Genomic DNA, 26094 nt, shown 5'->3' with positions numbered 1-26094 from the left:
AGTTATGAAAACGATCAAATCATTCGGGATTGCATTATTGCTACTTCTAGTCAGCACTACGGTGTCTGCCCAGTGTACCTTCCGTAATACAGCCTTCAAGTCGGGTGAGTTCCTTACTTACAATCTGTATTACAATTGGAAGTTTGTTTGGGTAAAAGCTGGTAATGCCAGTATGTCTATCGTACAAACCACCCGTCATGGTAAGCCTGCTTATCGCGGTTCTCTTGTTACAAGAGGCAATAAGCGTGTAGATGATATCTTTGTGCTTCGCGACACTCTGCTCTGCTACAGCGGCACCGATTTGGCACCTATGTATTTCCGTAAGGGAGCTCACGAGGGCAAGCGCTATACGGTAGATGAGGTCTTCTACAGCTATTCTGGCGGTAGGTGTCATCTCAAACAGCACCGTCAGCAGCATGATGGTAAGCATGTATGGAAGAATGCCACTTACGATGATTGTGTTTTCGACATGATGAACATCTTCCTGCGTGCCCGCAGTTTCGATCCTGCCAACTGGAAGAAGGGTTACACCGTAAAATTCCCTATTGCTGATGGCAAGAACCGCACTCCAGCCCAGATTAAGTTCGACGGTAAGGTTACCATCAAGGCAGATAATGGTGTGAAGTACCGTTGCCTGCGCCTTGCCTATATGGAGTATGAGGATCGTAAGTATAAGAGAATAGTAGATTTCTATGTAACCGATGATGAGAATCATATTCCTATCCGTCTGGATATGTTCCTCAAGTTTGGTGCTGCCAAGGCATTCCTCGTAGGAATGAAGGGTGTGAGAAATCCGGTTTCTTCTATCGTGAAATAAGATAAAACAAAGCTCTCGGTGCATGATGCATCGGGAGCTTTGTTATTAATATGGCTGTGTAAGTTGATTATTTCGGCAGCGATATGGTTAACTCCGACCATTTGCCTTTTTCGCTATTAACGCTTACTTTTCCGCCATGGGCATTAATAACCTGCAGCACGTAGTTCAGACCGATACCGAAGCCGCCACGGGTCTTCCGGGCATCTCTTTCGTGCTCAGCAGCACGCTCAAAGCGGTTGAAGATTGTTTTCATCTCACTTCTGGCTATGCCGATACCCTCATCGTATATCTTGATATATACATTTCTGTCATTCTCGGAGGTGGAAATCTGAATATTGATTTCTTCCTTCGAGTATTTGGTGGCGTTATCTACTATATTGCTGATAGCCTCCTTCAGATATTCCTCATCTGCCAGTGCCGAAGTGGCTCCGAATAGAGTGGTGATATGAATCGGTTTCGCCGATTTCGCCTTGTATTTATCCACCACATCCTCTATCATCGCCTCCAGATCTATTTCAGCCTTCTGGATGTTCAGTTTACCATGTTCCAGTTTTGAGATGGTAAGCAGGCGGTTTATGAGAGCAAGCAGATGCTGTGCCTCGTCTTCTATGATACAGAAATATTTCTCCTTCATTTCCGGCTTCTTCTCCAGTACGCCGCTGTGCAGATATTTGGTTCCCATGATGATAGAGGTGAGCGGCGACTTCATGTCGTGAACCATTGCATAGGAGAAATCCTCGCGCAGCAGGCGAACCCTTTCCTGCTCATCGATGTAGTTGATCTGGTCGATGAGGCTCATGATGATTACTACCGTGGTAAGGAGCGAGGTGAGAACCGTAAACTTGCTTTCGTAGAAGGCTGCGAGCAATGCCTGTACCCTGACATCTGGTGCCAGGTTCCAGGGCGTCTCATATCCCATCTGGTGAACGGTTATCTGCAGCGAGTTCCACATCCAGAACAGCTGCATGCAGAGCACGGCTATCAGTGCCGTGGTGCTGAGTGCCTTGGCTCTATTCGTTTTCATCTTTCACAAGCATTTCAGGCAGTTTCCTGCTCAGGGCAGCGAATCCGCCTATGCTTAATGCCGCACCGGCTATCAGGAGCAATATGCCGAGCACTTTCGATTCAAAATGGAAGGGAACCAGATTGGATATGAAATAGAGCACGATGAGAATGATGGTGCTGCGTGTCTTGCCGTATATCCAGCTGCAGTAGCAGAGGGTGATAAAACCGATCACAGTCAGATCTACATTGATATCACCACTGGGTGTTACCGACATCATGCATGCAGGCAGCATCATGATCGAGAGCGTGAGCAGCTGCACCCATTTCTTCTTGCCGCAGCGGATGAGTTCCTCCTGAATGGCGCCGTAGAAGATATAGACTGATATAAACGATTCGATGATATTGTAAGGCAGGAAGCCGAGATAGCTCATCTCCATCATCTGCTTGGGCAGGAAGTCGAGATGGAAGAGGTTCATGATGGAATAGAAGACCATGGTAAAGCCAAGAATCGGCATGGTGCAAATGGTCATTGCCTTCCATTTGTCGGCAGGAATCACCTTTCCAAGCGAGAACCTGGAGAACTTGTAATGTCCGAAGGTAAACCATACAATGAGTATGCACAGAAATCCGATGACCATTATAAATGGATAGATGGATTCTTCCTGTATGATTGGATAGATGGATTCTTCCGGACCTTCTATCTGCTGGCTGTGGGAGCCCGAAGGGATGTTTATGGCCATGTAGAATCCCACCAGGAATCCTCCTATGAAGATGGTGATGAGATATTCCGCCAGGAATAGTATATAGTATAATATCGCTTTCAGCATGATGATGTTTTTTCTGTCTTTTTTTCTTTATTCTAATTTGATTCTCGTATGATGTTATTAGAGGGGGGATGCTTATTCTGCGATGAGTTTGAATCCCACACCTCTGATGGTTTTCAGTTCTACGCCCGGTTCGTCTTCCAGCGCTGTGCGGATTTTCTTGATGAATACGTCCAAACTTCTGGAAGCAAAATAGTCTTTGTCTTCCACTCCCCAGAACCGGCTCAATACGGCTTCGCGGCGTACCACCTCGTTTTTGTTTACTGCCAGCAGTTCCAGAATCTTTGCCTCTCGTGCGGTGAGCATTTTCTGTTTACCATCCTGCGTATCTTTCAGAGTAGCATGGTCGGCATCTAGAATGTATTTACCCAGTTTTATCTGGTTGCTGGCGTTTTCGCTGCGGGCTCCGGCTTTCAGTTGGAGTAGGCTATGTATATGAGCATCAAGCTCTTCCGGAATAAACGGCTTCTTCACATAGTTGTTGGCCCCGGCGGCATAACCTGCCTTCAGGTCTTTCGGCGAGGTGAGTCCGGTGGTAAACAGAATTATGGTTTTTCCGTCAACCTCGCGTATTTTCTTCACCATTTCTATTCCATCCATGATAGGCATGTCGATATCAGATACGATGACATCGGGCTGAAAGTCTTGCCAAACCTTCAGTCCTTCCTTGCCGTTAACGGTGGTTTTCACCTCATATCCTCCGATGATATCTTCGAAGCAACTTTTCTCCATATAGGCGAGGTTTTCATCATCCTCTACCAGGAGCAGTTTAGTATTTACCTCAGTTCGGGATAATGAACTCTATCTAAAGGCTTTATAATGTTTTTATATAAGGGATACAGAGGCTTGGCAACCATCTATATATCTTGGATGGTTGCTGAGACAAAATCCTCCTGTAAAATATGCAATGTTAGAAAAGACTAAGCTGTTTCGTATCTTCGATAACGTATCCAGTAAGTGCCTTGGGCTTGTTGTCAAAGAAACAGTATGCCCCTAATGCAGAAATAATATTTATGATGAAATTCGCAACAGACCTGTGACGTGAATGTACTATCTGAGCCGTATTTTTCAACAGGTCATTAATCGTTTCAATGATGTATCTTTTGCGTAGCATCATCTTGTCATAGAACGGCATTAGTTTGTTCTTCATGTTCACTCTCAGTCCTGTTACCAACTGGATGCCTTCCTCAAAAAGCGAATCGAAGAGTTTTTGCGAGATATAGCCTTTATCTGCAAACAGCTTGCCATACAGACGTTTAGCCAACACATCGAATACCGTTGGATCTTTGTCGCTGACGTTTGCACCAGTGAGAACAAAAGCAATTATCTCACCTCTATCATTACAAGCCAGATGTAGCTTGAACCCATGACACCATCCCATTGTTCCCTTTCCGTCTGTGGCAATGCCTTTGAACACTTTGTTGGCATAACGCCTGAGATTGTGGCATATTGGTATCATGGTTGAATCAACAAAGGTTATACCTGTACATCTGCCAAAAGCACGGAGATTCAGGAAGAACATGAGAGGGAAGAATACGCGACTTTCAAGTTCTACAAAACGGTTATAAGACACCGCATTTGGAAAATATGACTTCAAAGTTCCTCTAATAAAGAATAGGTAATAATGCTTGAAGTTTCGGAACGAGCCGAAATGGAAATACAGCAAAATCGTCATGATTTCACTATCAGATAAAGAGGCTTTACGTCGTCTGCGCTTTACTCCATCTTCACCCAAAAGCAATTTTCCTGCATTTTCAGCATCAAAAACTTTGTAAAATTCATCAATAATACAAAATAATTCTGTAACTTTGTCCTTGGTAATCTCCATAATGATATCTTTTTATGTTTGTAACTAATTGGATTTCAACTACAAAGATACAAAAAATATCGGAGATTACCAACTTTTTTAGGCACTATTTCTTATCCCGAACTGAGGTAGTATTTGCCATAATCTTTTCAGTTTTTGATGATTACAGTTGCAAAGATACATTTTTTTTGTGAAAGAGCCATATAAGGAGGTGGAGATTAACTTAAAGATAACATTCATTCCTGAACTTTTGAAGGCACTATGGATTAGGAGCGGGGAGTGATTAGGGGCGGGTATAAATTAGGCACGGATTACGCGGATTACACGGATTTATGGCGCAACTGCTAATAAACCATATCATAATCTCTAATAAAGAGTCGTGTAATCTGTGTAATCCGTGCCTAAATAATTATTGCTTGTCCGAGTCGATGAGGGCGAGTAGATGCTCTACTGCCACCTCCTGGGGAATATTCTTTTCTACGCAAACCTGCTTGCGGTAGAGACTTACTCGGTTAGGACCGGCACCTACGTAGCCGTAATCGGCATCCGCCATTTCGCCTGGACCATTCACGATACAGCCCATGATACCTATCTTCAGACCCTTGAGATGCTTGGTTGCCTCCTTGATCTTGGCGATGGTTTCACGAAGATCGTAGAGGGTTCTGCCGCATCCCGGACAACTGATATACTCGGTCTTGCTGGTGCGCAGACGGGCTGCCTGAAGTATTCCGAAAGCGGTTTCATCTATTGTCTGGGCAGGGATGTCTCCATTGTTCATCAGCCAGATACCATCGGCCAGACCATCAATCACCAAGGCTCCCATATCAGCAGCAGCCTCCAACTGGAAGTAGCTCTTCTCCTCCTTGCCGTACTGGTACATCTCGGCGAAAACCACAGGGTTCTTCAAGCCGGCATTCATCATCTCGTGAACTAATGCACGCTGGTCGCCCAGGCGGTTCTGATGATTGCTTACGCAGATAACCACCACCTCAGGATGAGCCTTCAGACAGGCGATATATTCCTCGGCTGGAGTACCAAACTGCAGGGTGAGGAACTTCACGTCTGCCTTGATGCTGGCGATGAGCGGCATCGCCATGGTAGGGAAGATAGGGTAGAGTTTGGCACCAGTCGTCTCTGGCTTGCTGTTCAGCGTCTCGTAAACGTTGTAATCTACGATGTAGCTCTGGCCAGCCACAAACTGCTTAGGCATCTTGCTGCCGATGTAGATATAGTCTGGAGTAGCATCCTTGTTCTCACAAGCGGTGCTCTCGCAGTTGATTCGGTTGCTGATAACTACCGGAACGTTGCTGCCGCCGATATTGCCTACAGCTACGGTTTCGCGGCGGGTAGGGCGCAGCCAGTCGAATGAAGGACAAGCTGCGGCAGGAATCATCAGATGCCCCTTCTTCTTGCCGATGTAATCTACCAGATGGCGTGCCACAGGAATCTCTGCAGCCGGTTCCTCGCTGAGGCTTACACGAACGGTATCGCCGATGCCATCGGCCAGCAGGGCACCGATACCCACGGCACTCTTGATTCTGCCATCCTCACCTTCGCCGGCTTCGGTTACGCCGAGGTGGAGTGGGTAGTTCATGCCTTCCTTCTCCATTTCTTCTACCAGGAGGCGCATGGAGCGAACCATCACAACGGTATTGGATGACTTGATGCTGATAACCACATCGTGGAAATTCTCCTTCTTGCAGATGCGCAGGAACTCGAGACAGCTCTCTACGATGCCCTCTGGCGTATCGCCGTAGCGGTTACGGATGCGGTCGGAGAGTGAACCATGATTCACACCGATGCGGATGGCAGTATGATGCTCCTTGCAGATGTTGAGGAAAGGTATGAAGCGATCCTCAATCTTCTGGAGTTCGTGGGCATACTCCTCGTCGGTATATTCCTGCTTGATGAACTTGCGGGCAGGATCCACGTAGTTGCCAGGATTGACGCGCACTTTCTCACAATAGAGAGCAGCCACGTCGGCAACATTAGGATTGAAGTGAACATCGGCTACGAGCGGAGTCTGATAGCCGTCGGCACGAATGCCGGCATTGATGTTTTTCATGTTCTCTGCCTCGCGGGAACCCTGAGTGGTGAAGCGCACCAGCTCGCCACCAGCCTTGATGATTTCCTCTGCCTGGAGAACGCAAGCCTCGGTATCATTGGTGTTGGTGGTGGTCATTGACTGGATGCGGATAGGATTATCGCCACCCAGGTCGATGGCTCCGATATGTGCCACAGAAGAGGCACGGCGGGTATAATTGAATAAATCTACCATAATATATAAGATAAGATATGCCCCAAAAGAATGGGGCATATCACATATTAGATTAATTACACTTGAAGTCGTATTTCACCTCAGCCAGGTCCTTGTTGGCCTTCTCGATCTTGGCACCGAGCCCCGCCTTCCAAGCCTCTACCTTCTGAGCCACTTCCTTGTCGGCAAGGGCAATCATTTCAGCAGCGAGGATGGCAGCGTTCTGAGCCGCATTCACACCAACAGTAGCTACAGGAATGCCAGGAGGCATCTGGATGATGCTGAGCATGGCATCAAGACCATCGAGCATACCCTTGATAGGCACGCCGATTACTGGCAGAGGAGTAGATGCTGCGATAACACCAGGAAGGGCGGCAGCCATACCGGCAGCGGCGATGATAACCTTCACGCCACGCTCCTTGGCTCCCTTGGCGAATGACTCTACTGCATCTGGAGTGCGGTGAGCAGAGAGGGCATTAACCTCGAAAGGAATCTGGTTGTCGTTCAACCACTTACATGCTTTTTCCATAACAGGCAGATCGCTTGTACTGCCCATAATAATGCTTACTAATGGTTTCATTTCTTCTTATATTTTATTATAAACTTTATATTACCAAAATAGCACAGGCGGTGCCTATCAGAAATCCTGCAACTACCTGTGACAGCGTATGTTGTCGGAGTATCATGCGGGCACTTCCTACTGCGCCTGCCATCATCAGCACAAGGCAGAGCCACCACAGCGGATTGAAATTGAAGGCTACAGAATAAGACACCAGAGCTCCTGCCACACCTCCGATGGCTGCCGTATGGGTGCTGATCTTCCACCATACATTGATGAAGGCGCAAATCATCTGTATCGCCAGCGCTACCACTACGATGATACTGATGACGCGAGGCGTATTGCGGTATTCCATCCAGAAAAAACAGCCGAAGTAACATACGATAGAGAGGATGTAAGGCACAATACGACGCTCCTTCTTGCCCAGTTCACGCGAGGTCCAGCCTTGAACCATGCGGTAGAGGTGGATGAGTAGCGATGGAGCTACGACGGTCAGGAGGTAGACCATGCCCAGCATCACCAGTTTGTATCCTATCGGTAACAGCGACATATAACTGAAGATGAACAGAGCAATCAGTCCTACCATCGGCAGATAGAAGGGCGTGAAGATCATGCTCATGATGCGTGCTGTCAATATGATATTCTTCTCTTTCATAACACTAATAACGTATATATTCTTTTTATCTCTCAAATATTTTGTAGTGGGCCCCGGTTTCTTCCTGACTCATACCACTATCTTATTTCCTGAGTCGTGCCACCGGTATGCCCAGTTGCTCCCTATATTTTGCCACCGTACGTCGTGCGATAGGGAATCCCTTCTCCTTCAGCAGTTTGGCGAGTGCATCATCGCTGATCGGCTTTTTCTTGTCTTCTTTCTCGATGATGTCGTGCAGGGCAATCTTGATTTTGCGGGTAGACATCTCTTCGCCGTCTTCAGTGGTGTAGCTGTCTGTGAAGAAGAACTTCAGCGGGAAGGTGCCCCATTTAGTCTGGGCATACTTCACATTGCTCACTCTCGAGATGGTACTGATGTCCAGTCCCGTGCGTTCTGCTACATCCTTCAGGATCATCGGTTTCAGGTCAGCCTCGTCTCCATCCAGGAAGAACTGCCGCTGTATGTCGATAATTGCCTTCATGGTGACGATGAGGGTATGTCTTCTCTGCTTGATGGCTTCGATGAATCCCTGTGCCTTGTCCACCTTTTCCTTGGCGTAGAGCAGGGCTTCCTTGTCGCTCCGGCTCATCTTGTCTTTATGCTTCCTGTAGGTGTCAATCATGTCGGTGAATGATGGCGAAACCGTCAGTTGCGGAATGTTGCCACGGTTCAGCGAGAATGTAATCGTTCCGTCGTCATTGGTGTCGATGATGAAGTCGGGGGTAATCTGCTGCATGTTTCTTCCCTCTGTTTCGCCCATCGATGCGCCCGGTTTCGGGTTCAGCTTTCTGATTTCTGCCTGTAGGGTTTCTACCTGTGTATCGTTCAGTTCCAGTCCTGCCTTGATCTTGTCCCAATGTTTCTTGGTAAACTCGTCAAAATAGTCGGTAAACACCTCTTCCATCGTCTTGCGGAGCACACCTCTCGGCAGTCTCTTAACCTGCAGCAGGAGACATTCCTGCAGACTTCTTCCTCCTACACCGGCTGGGTCGAAGGTCTGTAGAATGTGGAGCACGTGCTCGATGTCTTTTTCCATAACATCGATGTTGTGATAGATAGCGAGTTCATCGCAGATGCTGTCCAGGTCCTTGCGGAGCAGTCCGTCGTCATCCAGTGAACCTATGAGATATTCCATTACTTCCTTCTCCTTGTCGCTGAGCGGCTGCATGTCCATCTGTTCCTTCAGCTTATCATAGAAAGAGGTGGTGTCGCCGTAAACCATTTCTTCGTAGTCAGCGCTGTCCTGGTTGTTGTATCTGTCTGTATTGTAGTCAGGCATCTGGTCGTCTTTTCCGATGCTTTCCAGTGCCTGGTCCAGTTCGTCTTTTCTTTCTTCTTTTTCAGATTCAGCCTCGTAGGCATCCTCATCGCTGCTGTTGTCGTACTCATCATCTGCGGGCGAATCATCATTGGCGACATTCTCGTTGAGCATGTCGTCTGGGTTCTCGCTTTCCAGAGCGGGATTATCGTCCAGTTCTGCATTGATACTGTCTTCCAGTTCCGTGAGCGGCATTTCCAACAGTTTCACCTGCAGCATTTGCTGGGCTGAAAGTCTTTGAAGTTGCTGTAACTTCTGTGCCTGTGTCTGTATGAGTTTTTGAGCCATAATTACTTAAAATATTCTTTTAGTTCGTTGGCAAGCTGGTAAAGCTTGTCTGGATTTCCGTTTCCATATTGGTGCCAGATGTCGCTGCATGCTTCTAGCAGCGGGTGTATCAGCACGTCTTCGCGGTTGAGATAGGGGTCGCAGTACATGAATACGCCCATCGCCTCGGCAATGACCTTCGGTGATGTCCTGATGAGTTTTCCCAGGTCGATGATTTCCGGTGTTTCCGGCACCATGGTGATTGGCGTAAGCTGGAAGTAGAGATCGAGGATGATGATGAGTTTCACGGGGGTGAGCGATGGTTCACTTTCCAGTGGTTCCCAGTTTTTCTCGAATGTTTCCTTCACTTCCACTCCCTCGAAGAACTGTATGGCGTTTCCGCAGCCGTTCATCTGCCTGATGCGCTGTATATCGCGCTTCAGTTTCTGTGGCTTATCGGCATATTTCTCCCATAGTCGCTTGATTCTCGGAGTCACCATTCTGAGTTTGAACATCTGTTCGTGCAGAAACTCAGGTGGAATATGCAGTTCCAGGCTCAAGTCGACCATCCCTTTCGAATAGAGAGGTTTCACGCCCATGGGCTTCTTCTGGTACAGCTGCAACAGCAGGAGCCAGTATTCTTCGTTCCAGAGAGGATGTCTTGCCATAATTTCTTATCTTTATATATCTTCTGCAAAATTACGACTTTTCGTTGGTAAAACAAAATAATTTGGCGGTTATTTTTTCTCAAACTGTACTTTCTCCAGTCTAGGAGTAAATGAGTTAAGTACTTTAAGGAGTTATGGCTATAGTCTTTGGCTAAGTTTTTATGTAGTAATACATATGTCCTAGCTTCTTTACCTAGGGGATAAAATAAAGAGCGCAACTTCGAATGATTTCGAAATTGCGCTCTTCTAATACGATATTCCCAAATTTCTCATAACTCAAGGGTTTTTTGTTACCCTTTCCATTACGGAGCCCGAAGCAGCAATTCTGCTCAGGCGTCATCTTTGGTTATCCCATACATTTGGATCTTTTTACCTTCAACTCACCTGTTGAAATTATCCTGTTAATCCTTGAATAAACAATCTTTAAATTTACCTTTAAACTAAAACCTAATAAAAAAACAACTAACAATCTTAAACCTAAAAACCTAATAACCTAAACTTTTTGTCGTCCTTGAATAAACAATCTTTTCTTTACCTTAACTAATACCGTTTCTCTGAATAAACAATCTTAAATTTACCTTTAAACTAACTAATAACCTAAAACAACTAACAATCTTAACCTAAAAACCTAATAACCTTTTTGTCTTATTGACGATGCAAAGGTACGACGATTTTCCGAACCCACCAAATGTTTTAAGAGAAAATCACATAAAAAAGCCTCTTTTTTGATATAAATCAACTATGTGTGTGCGCACACACGTGCTATTTAACAGCTATTTGATGTATGTCAACCATTTTAACACATTTCTTATGTCTGAAGCCTGTTTGGGAGCTTATTCCTGATTATAGTTAAGCTTATACCTTATTATATATAGAGAGGAGGTTTATGCTGTCTTTGGGAGATGAGTAAGGTACGCCTCATCGCCCTGACCGGTTGTACAGATATGCCTCTTCGCTCATGAACACGGCGATGGTCTTAAGGCGCAGATAGTCTTCCGATAGGTAGATGAGTCCCTTGTTGCCCCAGTTCTTGCCCCATGAATTGCGGCAGACGTAGAATCTCTGCTTGCCTTTCATGAAGATACCTATGATTTCCATCACATGATCATCGGTGGTGCGAAGCTGTTCAAACTCCTTCTGTCGCGATGCCTGGGTCACGGGGCGTTCCATCGGCTGTATGTCTACACAGTTCTTCCTTGGTTCCTTGAAGCCAGGTTCGCTGATGTCACCTTCCCAGCATACCGGGTGTCCTTTTTCTACCGCCTTCCTGATGTGGAGCATCAGCTCGTCGAGCGGAAGGTTCAGATAGGCATCGTGCATCCGGTTATCGGGAATCTCGAGCGCAAAGTATTCTCTGTAAGGATGATGCGAGAAACTGGTGAGCGATACATACTCCTCGGGATAGCATACGCTGTGGGCAAACTCTTGAGGGGTATATTCGGCACCCAGCATGTGTACGGCCTTGGCAGGCATGTAGCCTATTTCTGCGTCAAACAGGTCGTTCAGTTCCTCCTTGAGCTGGCTGATGCCCGCTTTCTTCAAGATGGCGCCATCGCACAGTTTCTGCACCTTGCGGCAGAGCACCTTGTAGTTCACGTGCTTCGGATCTTCATAGCTGTCGTAAGGTTGTGCACCATACTTATCTATATAATGTATCAGCATCGGGGCAGTACCGCGCAAGCTGATGTTCTTCTTTCCTTGTGCAAAGTAATATTCCAGTGCCTGTTCTTCCAGCATCATGCGGGCTATGTAGGCGATGGAGAGATTCACGGAATCCCCCTTCATGATGTGCTCGCTTTCGATGGTGGCAAGCATGCCGTATGCCCAGCAGAGTTCGCTGTTGCCCTGGTCTTTGACGGGCGTAGTACTGATCAGGTGGATATGCTCCGGAAGATAATCCTCGCCTCCACCTGTCTCTGAGATACCGGCTCGCTGCTGTCTGTATCCGCAACCGGCGAATACAAGCAGAGCGAGTCCTATGGTTATAATGTTCTTTCTTTCCATGCCGCAAAAATACAAAAAAGATTTTAATCTGTGGCATTAATCTTTCTTAAAACGCCATGGGTTATCAAAATTCCTTGTCATAGCCTGATGCAGGAATCTCCGGCTGGTCAATCGTGAACGACGTGTTGTTGGCAGGGTAGGTGTAGAGCGGACCGGTATAGGTAGTCTTCTTTCCGATGACCAGATGTACGTTGTCAAAGCTGACGGTCTTTACTGCTTTTCCTTCCTTGTCCTTTCCGGTAGTTGTTATATGAATGTCGGTTACATCATTGTCGGTCAGAAGAGTGTAGAGTGTGAATTTGATGTATGGGTTCTGGTATTTTTTGGGGTCAAAAGTCCAACTTCGGGTGATGGTAGCCTTTTCTTTGCAGAATCCGGTAGAAGGATTGAATACCGTACCGCAGCTTCCGCTTATCGTGATATCCTGCGTATTGGTAGTAAGAGGCATCGGGTCGGTAGCTTCCAGTCTGAAACAGCTGACGGCACGTTTCAGCGAAACATTCTGTGTTACGGCTTTGCTGCCCGTTTCCACCTTGATATCCTGCAGGGTATACGCCATATCGCGTACGATATTGTTGGCAAAGGTCATTTCATACCTTGATTTAACTTCGATTCGTTCTTCCTGCTGCAAATCAGTTTTTGCTGCTACGGCAACGAGTGTGTATTCTCCTGCCGGCACCTGCAGGCTGACGTTTCCGAATTCGTCATCCCAGTTTTCCTGTCTTACGGTATAACCGGCAGTAGTTTCATCTCCTTTCGGAATGAGACATACTTGCAGATCTGTGTAGAGGTTTGCATCCTTGAGCGATTTCTCGCTCCCGTCGGCTCTCGTTCTGGCAAGATTGCTCTCTTCATCCTGCCCGATAGGCACAATGGAGCTTTCGAAGAAGCAGAATCTTACTTCTTGGTTCTTGACTTGTGGTGTTGTTTCAAACATCACGTTTTCTTGTGTGCAACTAACCATTGTGGTCATTGCCAGGAACAGAATCATTCCTGAGGTAAAAGCTTTCTTCATACGCTTTCATTTTAATTTTAATTAATAATACCAGCCGTAAAACTGGATTGGATTCATATAAAAAGAAGTATATCCTAGGGATATATTCTTATTTATAGGCAAATATAGACAAATAATCGTGATTGATTTGTCAATATAATCGAATTTCTGTCATTTTTTCTCCATTTTTCTGTGTTTTGTCTTCATTTTGGTGTAACTTTGCACCTGAAATTAGAAAATTGCATTCATGAATACAAAGATAAACGAATTTGAAGTGATGGCACCAGTGGGCTCACGCGAGTCACTGGCTGCTGCCATACAGGCTGGCGCCGACTCCGTATACTTTGGTATCGGCAAGTTGAACATGCGATCCCATTCAGCCAACCATTTTACTATCGATGATTTGCGTGAGATTGCTGCTACCTGCAACGAGCATGGTATCAAGACCTATCTCACCGTCAATACTGTCATCTACGATAACGATATCCCAACGATGAAGGAAATCATCGATGCTGCCAAGGAGGCAGGCATCTCTGCTGTCATCGCCAGCGATGTGGCTGTAATGAGCTATTGCAATGAAGTGGGCGAGGAGGTTCACTTATCTACACAGTTAAATATCTCAAACACAGAGGCTTTGAAATTTTATGCACGCTTTGCTGATGTTTCCGTACTGGCACGTGAATTGAACATGAACCAGGTGAAGCACATCCATGAGCAGATAGAGCAGCAGAACATCTGCGGACCTATGGGCAAGCAGATTCGCATCGAAATGTTCTGTCATGGTGCTCTGTGCATGGCTGTATCGGGCAAGTGCTACATGAGTCTCGCTAATGCCAACCGCTCTGCCAACCGTGGCGAGTGCGTTCAGATTTGCCGCCGCAGCTATACTGTTACAGATAACGAAACTGGCAACCAGCTTGAAATCGACAACAAGTATGTGATGAGTCCGAAGGACCTGAAGACCATCCGCTTCATCGACCGCATGATGGATGCCGGTGTGCGCGTCTTCAAGATTGAAGGCCGTGCCCGTGGTCCTGAATACGTATATACCGTAGTGAAATGTTATAAGGAGGCGATAGCTGCCGTGCTCGACGGAACCTTTACCGAGGAGAAGAAGGATGAGTGGGATGAGAAACTCGCCACCGTCTTCAACCGTGGTTTCTGGGATGGTTATTACCAGGGGCAGACTCTCGGTGAATGGAACAAGCATTACGGTTCCGTAGCTACCGAGAAGAAGGTGCTCGTGGGCAAGGTGATGAAATATTTCTCTAAGTTGGGTGTGGCAGAAGTAGCCGTAGAGGCATCTACCTTCGACAAGGGCGAGAAACTGCTGATTACGGGTAACACCACCGGTGTGATGTATCTCCATGCCGATGAAATCCGCTACGACCTGAAACCGGTAGAAACAGCGCAGCAGGGCTGGAGAGTTTCCATCCCTGTACCAGATAAGGTACGCCCTAACGACAAGCTCTATAAGTTGATTACAGTAAACGAAATTAAAGAAATAAAATAATGGCAACAATTAATGAATTGCAGGATGAAGTAGTAGAGGAGTTTCAGGATTTCACCGACTGGATGGACAAGTATCAGATGCTCATTGACTTGGGCAACGAGTTGGCTCCTCTCGATGAGAAATACAAGAACGAGCAGAACCTTATCGACGGCTGCCAGAGCCGCGTATGGCTGCAATGTGATTATGTAGATGGCAAGCTCGTATTCACTGCCGATAGCGATGCGCTCATCGTAAAGGGTATCATCGCCCTCCTCATCCGTGTGTTGAGCGGTCATACCCCAACCGAGATTATGGATGCCGACCTCTATTTCGTAGAGAAAATTGGTCTGAAAGACCATTTGAGTCCAACCCGCAGCAATGGTCTTCTGGCGATGATCAAGCAGATTCGCATGTACGCCCTTGCCTACAAGACCAAAGAGGCAGAGGCTTAACCGCCTCTGATTATATTATATAAATAAGGTATATTATAATGCGCAAATTAAGAACGATAGAGATGAACCGCCTTACCCTGGAGGAATTCAAGGAAGCCGAGAAGCTGCCCCTGATAGTAGTCCTGGATGATGTGCGTTCATTATATAATGTAGGAAGTGTTTTCCGTTCCTGCGATGCCTTCCGTGTAGAGGCGGTGTATCTCTGCGGAATCACCGCCACCCCTCCCAATGTCGAGATTCATAAGACGGCATTGGGTGGCGAAGACAGCGTGGATTGGGAATACTTCAAGACTACCGAAGAGGCTGTAGAGAAGTTGAAGCAGAAAGGCTACTTTGTATATAGCATCGAGCAGGTAGAAGGCTCCACCAAGCTCCAGAACCTGCCTGAGGCTCACCCTTCCCTCTCCAAAGGCTACGCCGTGATTTTCGGTAACGAGGTGAAGGGAGTCAAGCAGAACATCGTGGATATGAGCGATGGCTGTCTGGAGATTCCCCAGTTCGGTACCAAGCATTCCCTGAATGTCAGCGTAACAGCCGGCATCGTAGTCTGGGAGTTTGCCAAACTCCTGAAACTATAAGTTGAGTTCGTGCCAAACTTGCGTTTTTTGCCAAGTTTGGCACGAACTCATTTTGGTAATAACAATGTGCAAAAATCCCTCAATGAGGGATAAAAATAATTAAATTCATCCCTCAATGAGGGAGCTTTTCAAAAGAATCCGTCCCTCATTGAGGGATTATTTGTATCTTTGCTGCAGTTTTAAACGATATTCATCTAAAAGAGCAAGATATGATAGACAATAAACTTTATGAATACATGGCGGAGTTATTGAAACGTACTCCGCTTGATTTCATCAGATATAAATATGATGAAATCAACTGGAATGGACGATTAGTAGGTATCGTTGGTCCGCGAGGTGTTGGAAAATCCACCATGATACTTCAGCGCATCAAGCTGTCTAAGGAAGGCCATCATCTGTATGTGTCTGCCGACAATATCTATTTTTCAAATCATTCCTTGATTGACTTTGCTGACGAGTTTATCAAGGAGGGTGGTACACATCTTTATATAGATGAAATTCACAAGTATGCCGGTTGGAGCAGAGAACTGAAGCAAATTTACGACATGCACCCATCCCTGAACCTTATCTTTACCGGTTCATCGGTCTTGGATATCAAGAAGGGCGAAGCTGATCTGAGTCGTCGGGCGCTGATGTATATGATGCAAGGCTTGTCGTTCAGGGAATACCTGCAACTTTTTGAAGGCATCAAGACCAGAGTTTTCAGTCTCAACGAAATACTCAATCACCAGGTAGAGATTCCGGGGTTGGACCATCCATTGCCTGTTTTCAGAGCGTACCTCGACCATGGCTATTACCCATTTGCCATAGAGGGAGATTTTACGCAAAGAATGCTGCAGGTGATAGACCAGACGGTAGAAGTTGACATTCCGCAATATGCTGATATGAAAGCTTCAACAGCACGCAAGCTGAAGCGTATGCTCGTCATTCTTTCCGGGTTGGCTCCCTATAAGCCAAGCGTAGAGAACCTCGCCACAGAAATCGGGGTAAGCAAGAACAACGTGCCTGATTATCTCGTCTATCTGGAGCGTGCAGGAATGATAGGTCTGCTCAGAGATGATACTTCGGGTATGCGCAATCTGGGGAAGGTGGAAAAAGTTTATGTCGATAACCCAAGTCTGATGTCAGTACTCACCTCTAATCCCAACATAGGAAACATAAGGGAAACTTTCTTCTACAATCAGATGAGAGAAAAACAAGACGTTACTTCCTCCAGGGTTTCCGACTTTACCATTGGTGATTATACCTTTGAGATTGGCGGAAGGAAGAAAGGTAAAAAGCAGATAGAGGATGTAAAAAACGGACGTATCGTAAAAGACGATATAGAGACGGGGCATGGAATCATCATCCCTCTCTGGTACTTCGGCATGAATTATTAGAGTCGTGAACTTTCGCATGTGGTTTAAGTACGGGCTGAAGGTCCAAAAGCTCCTTTCAGGGCGTGTGGGGACGTGATGCTCTTCTGATGCCTGGGGCATGTGGGGATACCATGGTGTTCTGATACCTGGAGCGTGTGGAGCTTACATGCGAAACTTGAGTTTTTTGAATTGCTCAGATTCTTAATGATTTCCAAAGGTAGCTGGGTAGCTTTGGCTACCTGTTCGGCAGAAAGTCCCATCGCCAGCAAACGTTGTGCTGTTTCTGTGTTGGCCTCATGTTTGCCTTCAACTCTGCCTTCTTCCATACTTCCGGGAAAAGTTGCTGAAAAAGTTTTATGGTTGCATGCAAGCACATGAAGAAGAATACTCAAGTGGTTCAGTCAAGCAACTCAAGTGGTTCAATCAAGCAACTCAAGTAGTTCAGTCCGCGAGTTCAGACGTCTCTGTTAGCTGATGCAGACGTCTCGATAAGCTTACAGATACGTCTCCGTTAGCCTACGCAGTCATATTCGTAACCCGATGCAGTCATATTCGTAACCCGATGCAGCCATATTCGTGACCCGATGCAGCCATATTTGTAACCCGATGCAGCCGTATTCGTGAATAAGTTTTATGTAATCATCTATCATCCATCACGATTTGAGGTTATCCCTCACGATATTCTCACTACACATTACCAGTCAGTAGGCGATCCTCCGGATTCCTGTAAGATGCAGACAAAAAGGGTTCGACTGCTTTATCGGTATAGGTAAAGGGAGATAAAGAAAGGTCAAGTAAAGCTTGTTGAAATGCTTTGCTTGACCTCTTTTCGTTTTCGGATATTTGTATATTGTTTTGTTATATTATGAGAGAGAGTTATTTCTCATTCAGCAGCTTCTCTATCATAGCATCCAACTTGGCATCCTCGCCTTCATTGATTTTGCAGACGATATTGCCCTTCTTGTCAATCAAGTACTTGGTAGGCAAGAAATGGATAGCATATTTGTCGGAGATGTCGTTGGCCTTGTCTGCTGTGTTTTTCGCAGGGTCAATAACCTTATAGCCTCTGAGTACATGATGGAAGCCATCGCCAATGAGCTGGTCTTGCTCTACAGCCTTTCTCCATCTTTCTGGCTTGCTATCATCATCGGATACATAGACCATATCCAATCCTTTTTTGTGATACTTGTTGTAGAGTTCACGCATATGAGGATTGCTCTTGCGGCATGGTACACACCAGCTTGCCCAGAAGTCGATGATGACAACCTTACCCTTCAAAGAAGAGAGGGTGAAAGGCTTGCCATTGATGTCTTTGGCTGTGAAATCAGGTGCAGGCTTGCCAGGTCTTACTTTTGCCAGTACTTCCAGTTCTGATTTGATGTCCTGAGCGCAGACTCCATATTTCTGAACATCAGGAGAATAGCTTTCCCATATCGCCTTGACGTCCTCGTATGTCATGTATCCTTTACTCATGTTTAAAAACTGAGTGGCAAAGTAAGAGTCGGTACGAGTTTTCATAAACTTGTCAGTATAATCCTTATATTGTTTGCGATAAGGCTCCATCAGGGCACTGATGGAATCGCGGCCAGCCTGAGTCTGTTGCGCATAGTACTGTTTGTTAAGTTCAGTCAATGGCTTTTGGAATGGTTCCATTTCTTCCTTCATCTTGTTGAGATCGTCTTGTACCTTTCCTCCTTTTATGCTTACGGCGTCCTGCTTGTTCGCATCACCTGTAATCGTGATGGTAGTTGGTTCCAGGGCAATTTGCCAAGACTTGGCATTGAGATAGTCTTTGGGATTGCCCAAGATAAGATTACCGCACTTGAAAGGAGTATCGAGTTCGCCTTTCAGGGTAAATTTGCCATTAGCGATGATGGTGCTGTCAATATCCATGTTCCCCATGTCGCCAGAATACAGATATATTTTTTGACCTTCAGCATTCTGAAGATTACTCTTGATGGTATATTTGCCTTGGGCATTTGCGCCCAAGGCTAAAGTTGATAAAAGTATCAATAAAATAGATTTTTTATTCATATTTTCTTATTCTTTGTAGTTCTGTGTGATATTACCATTATTGTTTATCACGCTCTGAGGGAATGGGAATATCCACATTTTACTGTCTGGAGTGATGGTATAAGTCTTTCCAGCAAGTGTGCGGCTATAGTTCTGCTTCCAGCCATCGCACTGGTTCCAGCGCTTCTTGTCTATGAAGATATTGACAGAGTAAATGTCCTCATTCATGGTCACCTGCTTCACGTGCTTAATGGCTTCTTCCTTGGTGCTGACTGTGCCTTTGAGGGGCTGATACTTGGCAGGATCGATGCGGTTTACGCGTACCTTGTCGAGATATTCCATGGCTGTATCGTAGTTGCCTTTGTGGGTCTCGCATTCGGCGATGGTGAGATACATCTGGGTAGAGCGAAGACCACCATCATTCCATAACGAGTTGAGATCATAAGTAAAATTGAAACCAGTTTCACCCAGCATACTTACTCCGGCATCCATCATGTAATCATACATCATATTCATATTGCTCATCTTGTCCTTATAGGCATGTCCAGCTTCAAAGTTTGCCATGGTAGTTGGGGTGTAAGCATTGAAGGATTCAAGATTTCCATTTAGGAAATAATCCTCATCGGTTCCTTTCTTGCCACGATTGATAACAGGATAAGTCCCGCCTGTTATATAACCTTGGGTACTACCAAGATATGAGGTATTATAGTTGTTAATAGTGCCATTGATGTCGATAGCCTGTTTGGCCACTTCTTCTGCCTCATCATACTTCTGCATGTTGAGCAATGCCAATGCCTTTACGGCATAAGCTGCGGGTTTACTGAAGCGCATTTTGTTAACGGCAGAGTTAGGAAGACCATCTATCTCAATTGCTTCATTGGCATCCTTGAGTATCTGCTGATAAACTTCCTCAATCGTACTCTTAGGTTGAGCAGTCTGGATATCTTTATACTCTGTCATCAGGATAATTCCTGGATCTGTAGCAGCTGTAGCTGGATTGTAAGCCTTGGCAAACTTGTTGACCAACATATAGAATGACCAGGCTCTCAACGTCAGGGCTTCGCTTTTCAAAAGTTTCTTGTTTGCTTCCGTACCAGATGCGGCATCAATCTTTGAGAGAATTGGGTTGGCAATCGTGCCGATGTAGCCGTAGAAATTAGTGTAGTCTTGATCACTGGAAGTCAATTCTGCCATCTTGTCCATATTGGCTTCATCATAAGTCCAGATGATGACGTTGCGGGTCTTAACTGGCTGACTGATGATTGTTGCTACATTGCTGTAGGCATATATCATATCACCAGCCATTTGTCGCATATCAGAGGAACATCCCTCATACTCTTTGTTGAGAAGCATTTCTAATTGGTCGGTTGTGGTAAGCAAGTTCTTGCCCTTTGGCTCCAATTCCGTGAAGCTCTCACAAGATGAGAACAGCAATGCTGTGATTGCCAGTAAACTGTATATTGTTTTTTTCATTGTGATCTTACTTTTTATGTTATATGATTCTAAAGATTAGAAACTGATGTTCAGACCAAAGATGTATGAACTTGGATTGCGGAGTCCAAGAGTCTCTGGGTCAACATGCACATCGTTGGCTACCCATAGATACTTAGGGTTGTCTATCTGGAAGCGGAGAGAGAGGCGGTTAATGCCTGTTCCTCTGAACCACTCTTGTGGAAAATCATAGCCCAATACGATGTTTCTGATTTTCAGGAAGTCTGCATGATGAATAGCATTATTGCTATAGGTTGTTTCAGAGCCAATCGTTGTAGAGGCGTATCTGCCAATGCCTGGAATATCTGTTGGGTGTTCTGGCGTCCATGCATTCAGGAAATAGCTGGCGATAGCGGTGCTCCAGGTGCTTGAGAATCTTTCATTATGCGCCATGGCTCTCATCATGTGACCGCCATAGTAAGCCATCAGAATGCTGAAAGAGAATCCGTTCCATCTTACGCTGTTGTCCATACCCATGATAACCTTTGGCTCGCTCTGACCAGAGTATTCCAATATGCTTATACTTTTGCCTGTTGCACTGTGAGATTTGCCCCCATCCTCAATGTAGAACAGAGATTGACCCTTCTCGCCTTCTTGGTCGCTGATGCCAGCAAAGCGGTATGACCAGAGGGCACTGGATGGCTTTCCTTTGACGTATGGTCTTTCAATCAACTCGTATGCGCTGTTTGATGGGTTCTCTACATCGGTTACAATATTACTGTTGTGTGACATGGTGAAGTTGGTGGTCCAACTCCAATTCTTACGGCTTGCCCCTCTCAGCCAATTATAAGTAATCTGCAATTCTATACCACGATTGCGCATAGAAGCCATGTTGACGAACATAGAGGTGAAACCCGTTGTTGGGTCGAGGGTGCGATAAGAGAACACATCCTTTGCCACCTTGTTATAATAATCGATGGAACCACGCAAGCGGTTGTCGAGCAATCCGAAGTCAATACCGATGTTGGTGGTGCGGCTCTGCTCCCACTTCAAGTTAGGGTTGGCAGGACTTTCGATGGTGCCGTATGGCAAGTTGGTATATTGATTGAGTTCTCCTGATGTAGCTGTCATATAACTGGTTGCACCTTGATAGATGTTACCAGTTACACCATAGCTGGCACGGAGTTTCAGGAAGTTTACCCACTTGATATCCTTCATGAAGTCTTCATTATGAATCAACCATCCTGCACCTACAGACCAGAGTGGCGTGCCGCGGAACTTGGCGTTCAAGCCATATACATCAGCATAGTCCTTACGGAACGAACCGAACACGTTGTATTTCTCATCATAAGTATAGGTGAGGTTGAAATAACCAGAAGCATACTTGTGGTGAGTCTCAGGAACAACTCCCATTCCTTCCTTGATATAAGGATCGAATACAAACTGGCTTGCAGGGAAACCACCTGAGGCGCCAAAGAAAAGAGGTGAATAGTTCATGGTACTCAATGTTCCCAAGTCTATCGTGTGGGTAGAGCTTGTCTGCAACTGGTCGTCATAACCCAGCATTAAGGCCTTAGAACCTGTCAGTTTGGTTTCACGGAATTCCAAGCCGGCAATCGCCATGATGTCGTGCTTGCCAAAGGTCTTGGCATAATTCAACTGTCCACGTGCAGTCCAATAACGTCCGTCACTATTTGTAGTACGGAGCAGACCGCCAGTGGTAGGAACGTAGTTCTTGATAGTGCCATCTGCAGATTGATAATAATAAGCATTACGCATGGTACGCATCACATGACTATCTTGTGTTGTATTCCATTCTACGGTGTTATGATTGGTTTCATATACAAACTGGGCATTGGCAGTCAATCCGTCAATAATCTTGAAGAGCAAATCTCCATGATAGCGCATATACTGACGGCGGGTAACCTGGGTGTTATTGTAATACTCATCCACTGGATTGGAGCTTAAATCCTCAAAAGGAGAATCGAAGGTCATGTAATCATTGCCATCATACCAATAGTGTTGTCCTTTGACGCTTCCATCAGCATTATAGAATGGCATATAGGCTGGTTGTTTCCAGATATCGCTATAGTAGCTATTGTTGTCGTAACCTACTTCCTTACTCTTGCTATAGATACCATTGATAGTCATGGAGGCTGTGAGCCACTTGGCTACATTGTATGAACCCTTATACTGGGCATTGAACTGATTGGCGAAATGATTGATCAGTCCGCTGTTGTCATACTTATAGTTGATAGTCAGGTTGTTGGTGAACTTATCGCTGCGGCCACGAAGCGAGAGGTTGTACTGCTGCATCACTCTCTGCTTATATACGGCATCTGCATACTCCTTGGCATAGTTGTTCTTCTTGAAAGAAGCCAACTGGTTCTGCAATTCTTCCTCGGAAATTTCTCCCTTAGCTCGCTGGTAATAGGCATATTCGATAGGAGTTACTGCTTGGGTACCCATAGAGATTGACTGAGCAGTAGTACCGATAGGGTCAGCCACTTCACCATCATTATGGAAGAAATAGTAGTCCCAATACTTGGCCTCGGTATCCACCTGCTGTTCTGGAGTCATATAGAAATTGTCGGCATAATCTACGTTCTTCTTCTCATATACCGTGAGGTTGGCTGCGAAGTCGATGTCAATCTTGCCTGCCTTCTTGGCATTCTTGGTGGTTACAACGATGACACCATTGGATGCACGGGCACCATAGATGGCATTGGCTGCGGCATCCTTCAATATGTTTACGCTCTCGATGTCGTAAGGGTTCAAATCGTCGATGTTTCCCTCTACAGGTACGCCATCCACTACCAGCAATGGGGTGGTTTCGGCATAGAGAGAGGAGGTTCCACGGATGGTCATCTTTCCATTATAAGTGGAAAGACCTGCCACGCGACCTTCGAGGTTGTTCATGATGTTGGTGGTGTAACGCTCGTCCAATTTGGCTGAGGTGATGGTAGTGACAGAACCTGTCATCTTAGGTTTGGAAATCTCCTGATAACCTGTTACCACAACATCAGAAAGCTGATTGTCGGTAACCATCTGTATGTTACGGCTTAAAGGTGCTCTACCGCTTCCCAGACGCAATTCTGCATTGCTCATACCGAGGTAGCTGAACTTTAAGGTGCAAGCATTGGCTGGCACCTTCAAGGTATAGAAACCCTTGCTGTCGGTGATGGTGCAAACCTTGCTGTCGTCGATGCATACGGACACACCAATCAGTGGCTCGCCACTTTCATCGGTGACGACACCGGATACATTACGAACTCTCTCACCTGCCATACGGCGAGTGATAGTCACGATATTACCCTCAATCTCATAACGGCAGTTCACCTTGTTCATCACCTCGTCAAGTACTTGGCGCAACGGGCGGTTGGTGGCATTCACCGTGATGTGTGGCAACTTGGCTGCCAAATCTGTACTGTAGATGAAGTTCAAGCCAGTCTGTTTCTTGACTTCAGCGAAGAACTGTTTCACGCTCATCGACTTTGCATTGATAGTTACCGTCTGGTGCTTTGGCTGCTGAGCCATAGCAGTACTGGTTCCTCCACATAGGGTTGCTCCTACAAGCAGGGAGGTAGCGAAAAGGATTCGTTTCATTCTTCCAAATTCTTTCATTCTCTCTTGTTATAAAATTAAACCAATATTTTTATAATTCTATCGTGATAGTCTTGCTCTTTGGCATCAGACAAGCATGGCTATCGCAAGCCTGATAGTTGACTATAAAGGTAATCTTACCCGATTTGCCTTCTATCTTCTGACGGAAAATCTGCTCACCTTCAAGGATGATAGATTTAGAGCCTGCCATAGGTCTGCCAACAGGTTTCTGAAGTTCGCCTACCAGTTTGACATCGCCTTCTGCCTTGAGGTCATAAGTCGTTTGGATATAAGGGTCCTGATCGCTTACCTTTGCATAGATGTGATAGCCTGGATATATCTTCATGCGGATGATGAGTTCCTTGTCTTTGCCCACAGTGCTGACAGCGGATGATAGGGCAACAGGCTCTTCTTTGGTTGCTTTCTCTTGGATAGGAGCGATGTTGCTTTCATTGAATTCATAGAATTTGAGAACGCTGTAGTCATTGCCTGGAGTCTTCGGATCGAGATCATTGACCAGCCACAGCCAGCCTCCGCTCTCAGTAAAGAAGAGTTTGCTCTGATATTTATTATACCACTCTCGCCATTGCTTGGCATTGTCGTAACGGAGCAACGTATAGCGATAGAGGATGCGCTTTGCCTTCTCTATGTCTTTGCCTTTTTCCCACATGGAGATAGCTTTGTCAAGGATACGCTTGTCGTTATTGGCGATGCCGATGCTCTTGGCATCTTCGTCAAGAATTTCTCCATATTCATTGAGCTTGCAATAGAAATATGGGCGATTTTCGGTATAATAGCTTGAATATTTGTCAACATCGGTGCCAAACATTTCATACAGTTCTCCTGCCCTTTCCTTTACATAGTCAATATAGGATGAAATGGGTTGAGGATTTTCTGCCATTTTCATATACATCTTGTCTGTTTCGCTCATCTTGCCGCCAGCAGCAACCACCTTTTGAAGTGAATCCGCCAGATGCTTAATCTGATTGTTGAAATCTTCAATCGAGTTTTTGTAAGCTTCGTAGTTTTCTTTGCTTACGGTATATTTGTGCTCATCAATTGTAGTGCGGGTAGAAATTCCCTCATTGAGTTTGCGGGCAATGATATGATGACCTTTAAACTTGTTGATATAAATAACTGCATTGAGGAAAACCGGCTTAGCTTCTTCTGTCATATCTGCAGGAGACGCAGAGAAACCCCAATGCAAGAAGTTGGCATGGCGACCGATGGCGATGGCTCCATAGCTCTTGGCACTTTCGCCACCCGACATGATTTCTGTATCAGGAGAATCCAGATAGCCCCACTGGCGAGTAACCAAACCTGCCTTATAACCCTTGGTGTTGCTATAGTCTTTATTCTGTACTTTCCACATCGGAATCATATCTGGAAGCTTCTCCTGGCATATTTCTGCATATTCCTTTGCGCCTGCAGGAGTTGGGCGTTTTGTGGTGGTTATCTTCACCTTATAAGGACCTTTGAAGATGGCACTCTTGGTATTCATGTTGTAAGCATGACCAAGAAGGCAGAGACAATACCAGTCGTTTTTCACACCGATATAGCGACCTGTTGTCTCGCTTTCGTCTGCGATGGTGATGACAGGGCGGTCAAAGTTCTCTGGGAAATACTTGGCTGGTATCAGCTTGCTGAATCTGTCATTTTCAATGATTGTGCGACGTGGCTCAATAGGAGTTGGGTCGCCATCAATGATGGTTACATCATAGTCGTATGACATCCTGTAGTTGTAGTCTTTTCCTTGTACCGTTTTCACTGTAGTGAAATATGTTTCAAGAAAGACTTTCCAGGCGGCAGTTCTTGTCTCAATACTCTTGGCATGAGCTTCCTTGTCATAGTCTGCTACTCCTAAAGTCTCTATGTCGGAATGACCTCCTACATAGAGTATTTTCAGATTCGTCTTTTTGGCTGTGGTAGCCATTGTTGCGATGCACGCTAACAAGGCTATTGCCATCATTGATAAAAATCTTTTCATGTTGT

General features: G+C 45.7%; 20 protein-coding genes and 1 pseudogene. 5 read left to right on the top strand and 16 right to left on the bottom strand.

The features are described from left to right. Window positions 1–4: 4 nt before the first annotated feature. Window positions 5–817 carry a DUF3108 domain-containing protein gene (locus tag ONT08_RS06015; protein ID WP_117586077.1) on the top strand — a complete coding sequence of 271 codons (813 nt, stop codon included), beginning with the start codon at window positions 5–7 and terminating at the stop codon, window positions 815–817. Between the two features lie 67 nt (window positions 818–884). On the opposite strand, the gene ONT08_RS06010 is transcribed toward ONT08_RS06015, so the two are convergent. From ONT08_RS06010 to ONT08_RS05960, 11 genes are all read right to left on the bottom strand, one after another. Further along, window positions 885–1841, bottom strand: a complete 957-nt coding sequence (locus ONT08_RS06010) for a sensor histidine kinase (RefSeq protein WP_264959480.1) — start codon at window positions 1839–1841, stop codon at window positions 885–887. Continuing rightward, window positions 1828–2649 (bottom strand): hypothetical protein, encoded by an 822-nt coding sequence (locus ONT08_RS06005; RefSeq protein ID WP_264959479.1) that lies wholly within the window; start codon window positions 2647–2649, stop codon window positions 1828–1830. The genes ONT08_RS06010 and ONT08_RS06005 overlap by 14 nt, the downstream gene beginning before the upstream one ends. Window positions 2650–2721: 72 nt before the next feature. Beyond that, entirely contained in the window at window positions 2722–3414 is a 693-nt protein-coding gene (locus ONT08_RS06000) for a response regulator transcription factor (protein ID WP_264959574.1), read from the bottom strand. Window positions 3415–3556: 142 nt separating this feature from the next. After that, a complete protein-coding gene (locus tag ONT08_RS05995) occupies window positions 3557–4474 on the bottom strand; it encodes an IS982 family transposase (RefSeq protein ID WP_264959478.1) in 918 nt (305 codons plus the stop codon). 388 nt (window positions 4475–4862) lie between these two features. After that, a complete protein-coding gene (locus ONT08_RS05990) occupies window positions 4863–6731 on the bottom strand; it encodes a 4-hydroxy-3-methylbut-2-en-1-yl diphosphate synthase (protein ID WP_264959477.1) in 1869 nt (622 codons plus the stop codon). A gap of 52 nt (window positions 6732–6783) precedes the next feature. Beyond that, window positions 6784–7290 (bottom strand): 5-(carboxyamino)imidazole ribonucleotide mutase, encoded by a 507-nt coding sequence (gene purE, locus ONT08_RS05985; RefSeq protein WP_254974479.1) that lies wholly within the window; start codon window positions 7288–7290, stop codon window positions 6784–6786. Between the two features lie 25 nt (window positions 7291–7315). Beyond that, on the bottom strand, window positions 7316–7924 hold the full coding sequence (locus ONT08_RS05980; protein ID WP_006848251.1) for a phosphatase PAP2 family protein: 609 nt from the start codon (window positions 7922–7924) through the stop codon (window positions 7316–7318). Window positions 7925–8006: 82 nt separating this feature from the next. Beyond that, window positions 8007–9530: an RNA polymerase factor sigma-54 gene (rpoN, locus tag ONT08_RS05975; protein WP_264959476.1), complete on the bottom strand. Its 1524-nt coding sequence runs from the start codon at window positions 9528–9530 to the stop codon at window positions 8007–8009. Window positions 9531–9532: 2 nt separating this feature from the next. Next, window positions 9533–10177 (bottom strand): hypothetical protein, encoded by a 645-nt coding sequence (locus ONT08_RS05970; protein WP_119229500.1) that lies wholly within the window; start codon window positions 10175–10177, stop codon window positions 9533–9535. A gap of 918 nt (window positions 10178–11095) precedes the next feature. Continuing rightward, window positions 11096–12181: a C1 family peptidase gene (locus ONT08_RS05965; RefSeq protein WP_119236140.1), complete on the bottom strand. Its 1086-nt coding sequence runs from the start codon at window positions 12179–12181 to the stop codon at window positions 11096–11098. Between the two features lie 64 nt (window positions 12182–12245). Next, the gene (locus ONT08_RS05960) at window positions 12246–13196 is read right to left on the bottom strand and encodes a FimB/Mfa2 family fimbrial subunit (protein ID WP_264959475.1); all 951 of its coding nucleotides are present in this window, start codon (window positions 13194–13196) and stop codon (window positions 12246–12248) included. A gap of 226 nt (window positions 13197–13422) precedes the next feature. Here ONT08_RS05960 and ONT08_RS05955 point away from each other — a divergent pair, with 226 nt between their 5' ends. The 4 genes from ONT08_RS05955 (at window position 13423) to ONT08_RS05940 (ending at window position 17076) form a co-directional block, all read left to right on the top strand. Continuing rightward, a complete protein-coding gene (locus ONT08_RS05955) occupies window positions 13423–14688 on the top strand; it encodes a peptidase U32 family protein (RefSeq protein WP_117586086.1) in 1266 nt (421 codons plus the stop codon). After that, window positions 14688–15119 carry a SufE family protein gene (locus tag ONT08_RS05950; RefSeq protein WP_006848257.1) on the top strand — a complete coding sequence of 144 codons (432 nt, stop codon included), beginning with the start codon at window positions 14688–14690 and terminating at the stop codon, window positions 15117–15119. Before ONT08_RS05955 ends, ONT08_RS05950 begins: the two co-directional genes overlap by 1 nt. 38 nt (window positions 15120–15157) lie before the next feature. Further along, a complete protein-coding gene (locus ONT08_RS05945) occupies window positions 15158–15697 on the top strand; it encodes an RNA methyltransferase (protein WP_022120523.1) in 540 nt (179 codons plus the stop codon). A 209-nt stretch (window positions 15698–15906) separates the two neighbouring features. Next, window positions 15907–17076, top strand: a complete 1170-nt coding sequence (locus tag ONT08_RS05940; protein WP_118085719.1) for an ATP-binding protein — start codon at window positions 15907–15909, stop codon at window positions 17074–17076. A 164-nt stretch (window positions 17077–17240) separates the two neighbouring features. Here ONT08_RS05940 and ONT08_RS16520 read toward each other — a convergent pair. From ONT08_RS16520 to ONT08_RS05915, 5 genes and pseudogenes are all read right to left on the bottom strand, one after another. Further along, window positions 17241–17381 (bottom strand): annotated as a pseudogene (locus tag ONT08_RS16520) (Rpn family recombination-promoting nuclease/putative transposase); the annotation flags it as partial. 550 nt (window positions 17382–17931) lie between these two features. Then, window positions 17932–19089 (bottom strand): TlpA disulfide reductase family protein, encoded by a 1158-nt coding sequence (locus ONT08_RS05930; protein WP_264959473.1) that lies wholly within the window; start codon window positions 19087–19089, stop codon window positions 17932–17934. Window positions 19090–19095: 6 nt separating this feature from the next. Next, complete coding sequence (locus ONT08_RS05925) at window positions 19096–20541, bottom strand: RagB/SusD family nutrient uptake outer membrane protein (RefSeq protein WP_264959472.1); 1446 nt, start codon at window positions 20539–20541, stop codon at window positions 19096–19098. Window positions 20542–20577: 36 nt separating this feature from the next. Beyond that, window positions 20578–24123, bottom strand: a complete 3546-nt coding sequence (locus ONT08_RS05920) for a SusC/RagA family TonB-linked outer membrane protein (RefSeq protein WP_264959471.1) — start codon at window positions 24121–24123, stop codon at window positions 20578–20580. A 31-nt stretch (window positions 24124–24154) separates the two neighbouring features. Next, window positions 24155–26089 (bottom strand): protein-disulfide reductase DsbD N-terminal domain-containing protein, encoded by a 1935-nt coding sequence (locus ONT08_RS05915; RefSeq protein ID WP_264959470.1) that lies wholly within the window; start codon window positions 26087–26089, stop codon window positions 24155–24157. Between the last annotated feature and the right edge of the window lie 5 nt (window positions 26090–26094).

This window comes from Segatella copri (assembly GCF_026015465.1).
Classification (GTDB): domain Bacteria; phylum Bacteroidota; class Bacteroidia; order Bacteroidales; family Bacteroidaceae; genus Prevotella; species Prevotella copri_E.
The sequence above is the reverse complement of the archived record's forward strand: the minus strand, read 5'-3'. Positions and strand labels throughout refer to the sequence as shown.

What these genes read in the sequence shown, in the direction of transcription:
- ONT08_RS06015 (WP_117586077.1), top strand. Translation starts at nt 5, where the DNA reads ATGAAAACGATCAAATCATTCGGGATTGCATTATTGCTACTTCTAGTC.
- ONT08_RS06010 (WP_264959480.1), bottom strand. Translation starts at nt 1,841, where the DNA reads ATGAAAACGAATAGAGCCAAGGCACTCAGCACCACGGCACTGATAGCC.
- ONT08_RS06005 (WP_264959479.1), bottom strand. Translation starts at nt 2,649, where the DNA reads ATGCTGAAAGCGATATTATACTATATACTATTCCTGGCGGAATATCTC.
- ONT08_RS05995 (WP_264959478.1), bottom strand. Translation starts at nt 4,474, where the DNA reads ATGGAGATTACCAAGGACAAAGTTACAGAATTATTTTGTATTATTGAT.
- ONT08_RS05990 (WP_264959477.1), bottom strand. Translation starts at nt 6,731, where the DNA reads ATGGTAGATTTATTCAATTATACCCGCCGTGCCTCTTCTGTGGCACAT.
- purE (WP_254974479.1), bottom strand. Translation starts at nt 7,290, where the DNA reads ATGAAACCATTAGTAAGCATTATTATGGGCAGTACAAGCGATCTGCCT.
- ONT08_RS05980 (WP_006848251.1), bottom strand. Translation starts at nt 7,924, where the DNA reads ATGAAAGAGAAGAATATCATATTGACAGCACGCATCATGAGCATGATC.
- rpoN (WP_264959476.1), bottom strand. Translation starts at nt 9,530, where the DNA reads ATGGCTCAAAAACTCATACAGACACAGGCACAGAAGTTACAGCAACTT.
- ONT08_RS05970 (WP_119229500.1), bottom strand. Translation starts at nt 10,177, where the DNA reads ATGGCAAGACATCCTCTCTGGAACGAAGAATACTGGCTCCTGCTGTTG.
- ONT08_RS05965 (WP_119236140.1), bottom strand. Translation starts at nt 12,181, where the DNA reads ATGGAAAGAAAGAACATTATAACCATAGGACTCGCTCTGCTTGTATTC.
- ONT08_RS05960 (WP_264959475.1), bottom strand. Translation starts at nt 13,196, where the DNA reads ATGAAGAAAGCTTTTACCTCAGGAATGATTCTGTTCCTGGCAATGACC.
- ONT08_RS05955 (WP_117586086.1), top strand. Translation starts at nt 13,423, where the DNA reads ATGAATACAAAGATAAACGAATTTGAAGTGATGGCACCAGTGGGCTCA.
- ONT08_RS05950 (WP_006848257.1), top strand. Translation starts at nt 14,688, where the DNA reads ATGGCAACAATTAATGAATTGCAGGATGAAGTAGTAGAGGAGTTTCAG.
- ONT08_RS05945 (WP_022120523.1), top strand. Translation starts at nt 15,158, where the DNA reads ATGCGCAAATTAAGAACGATAGAGATGAACCGCCTTACCCTGGAGGAA.
- ONT08_RS05940 (WP_118085719.1), top strand. Translation starts at nt 15,907, where the DNA reads ATGATAGACAATAAACTTTATGAATACATGGCGGAGTTATTGAAACGT.
- ONT08_RS05930 (WP_264959473.1), bottom strand. Translation starts at nt 19,089, where the DNA reads ATGAATAAAAAATCTATTTTATTGATACTTTTATCAACTTTAGCCTTG.
- ONT08_RS05925 (WP_264959472.1), bottom strand. Translation starts at nt 20,541, where the DNA reads ATGAAAAAAACAATATACAGTTTACTGGCAATCACAGCATTGCTGTTC.
- ONT08_RS05920 (WP_264959471.1), bottom strand. Translation starts at nt 24,123, where the DNA reads ATGAAAGAATTTGGAAGAATGAAACGAATCCTTTTCGCTACCTCCCTG.
- ONT08_RS05915 (WP_264959470.1), bottom strand. Translation starts at nt 26,089, where the DNA reads ATGAAAAGATTTTTATCAATGATGGCAATAGCCTTGTTAGCGTGCATC.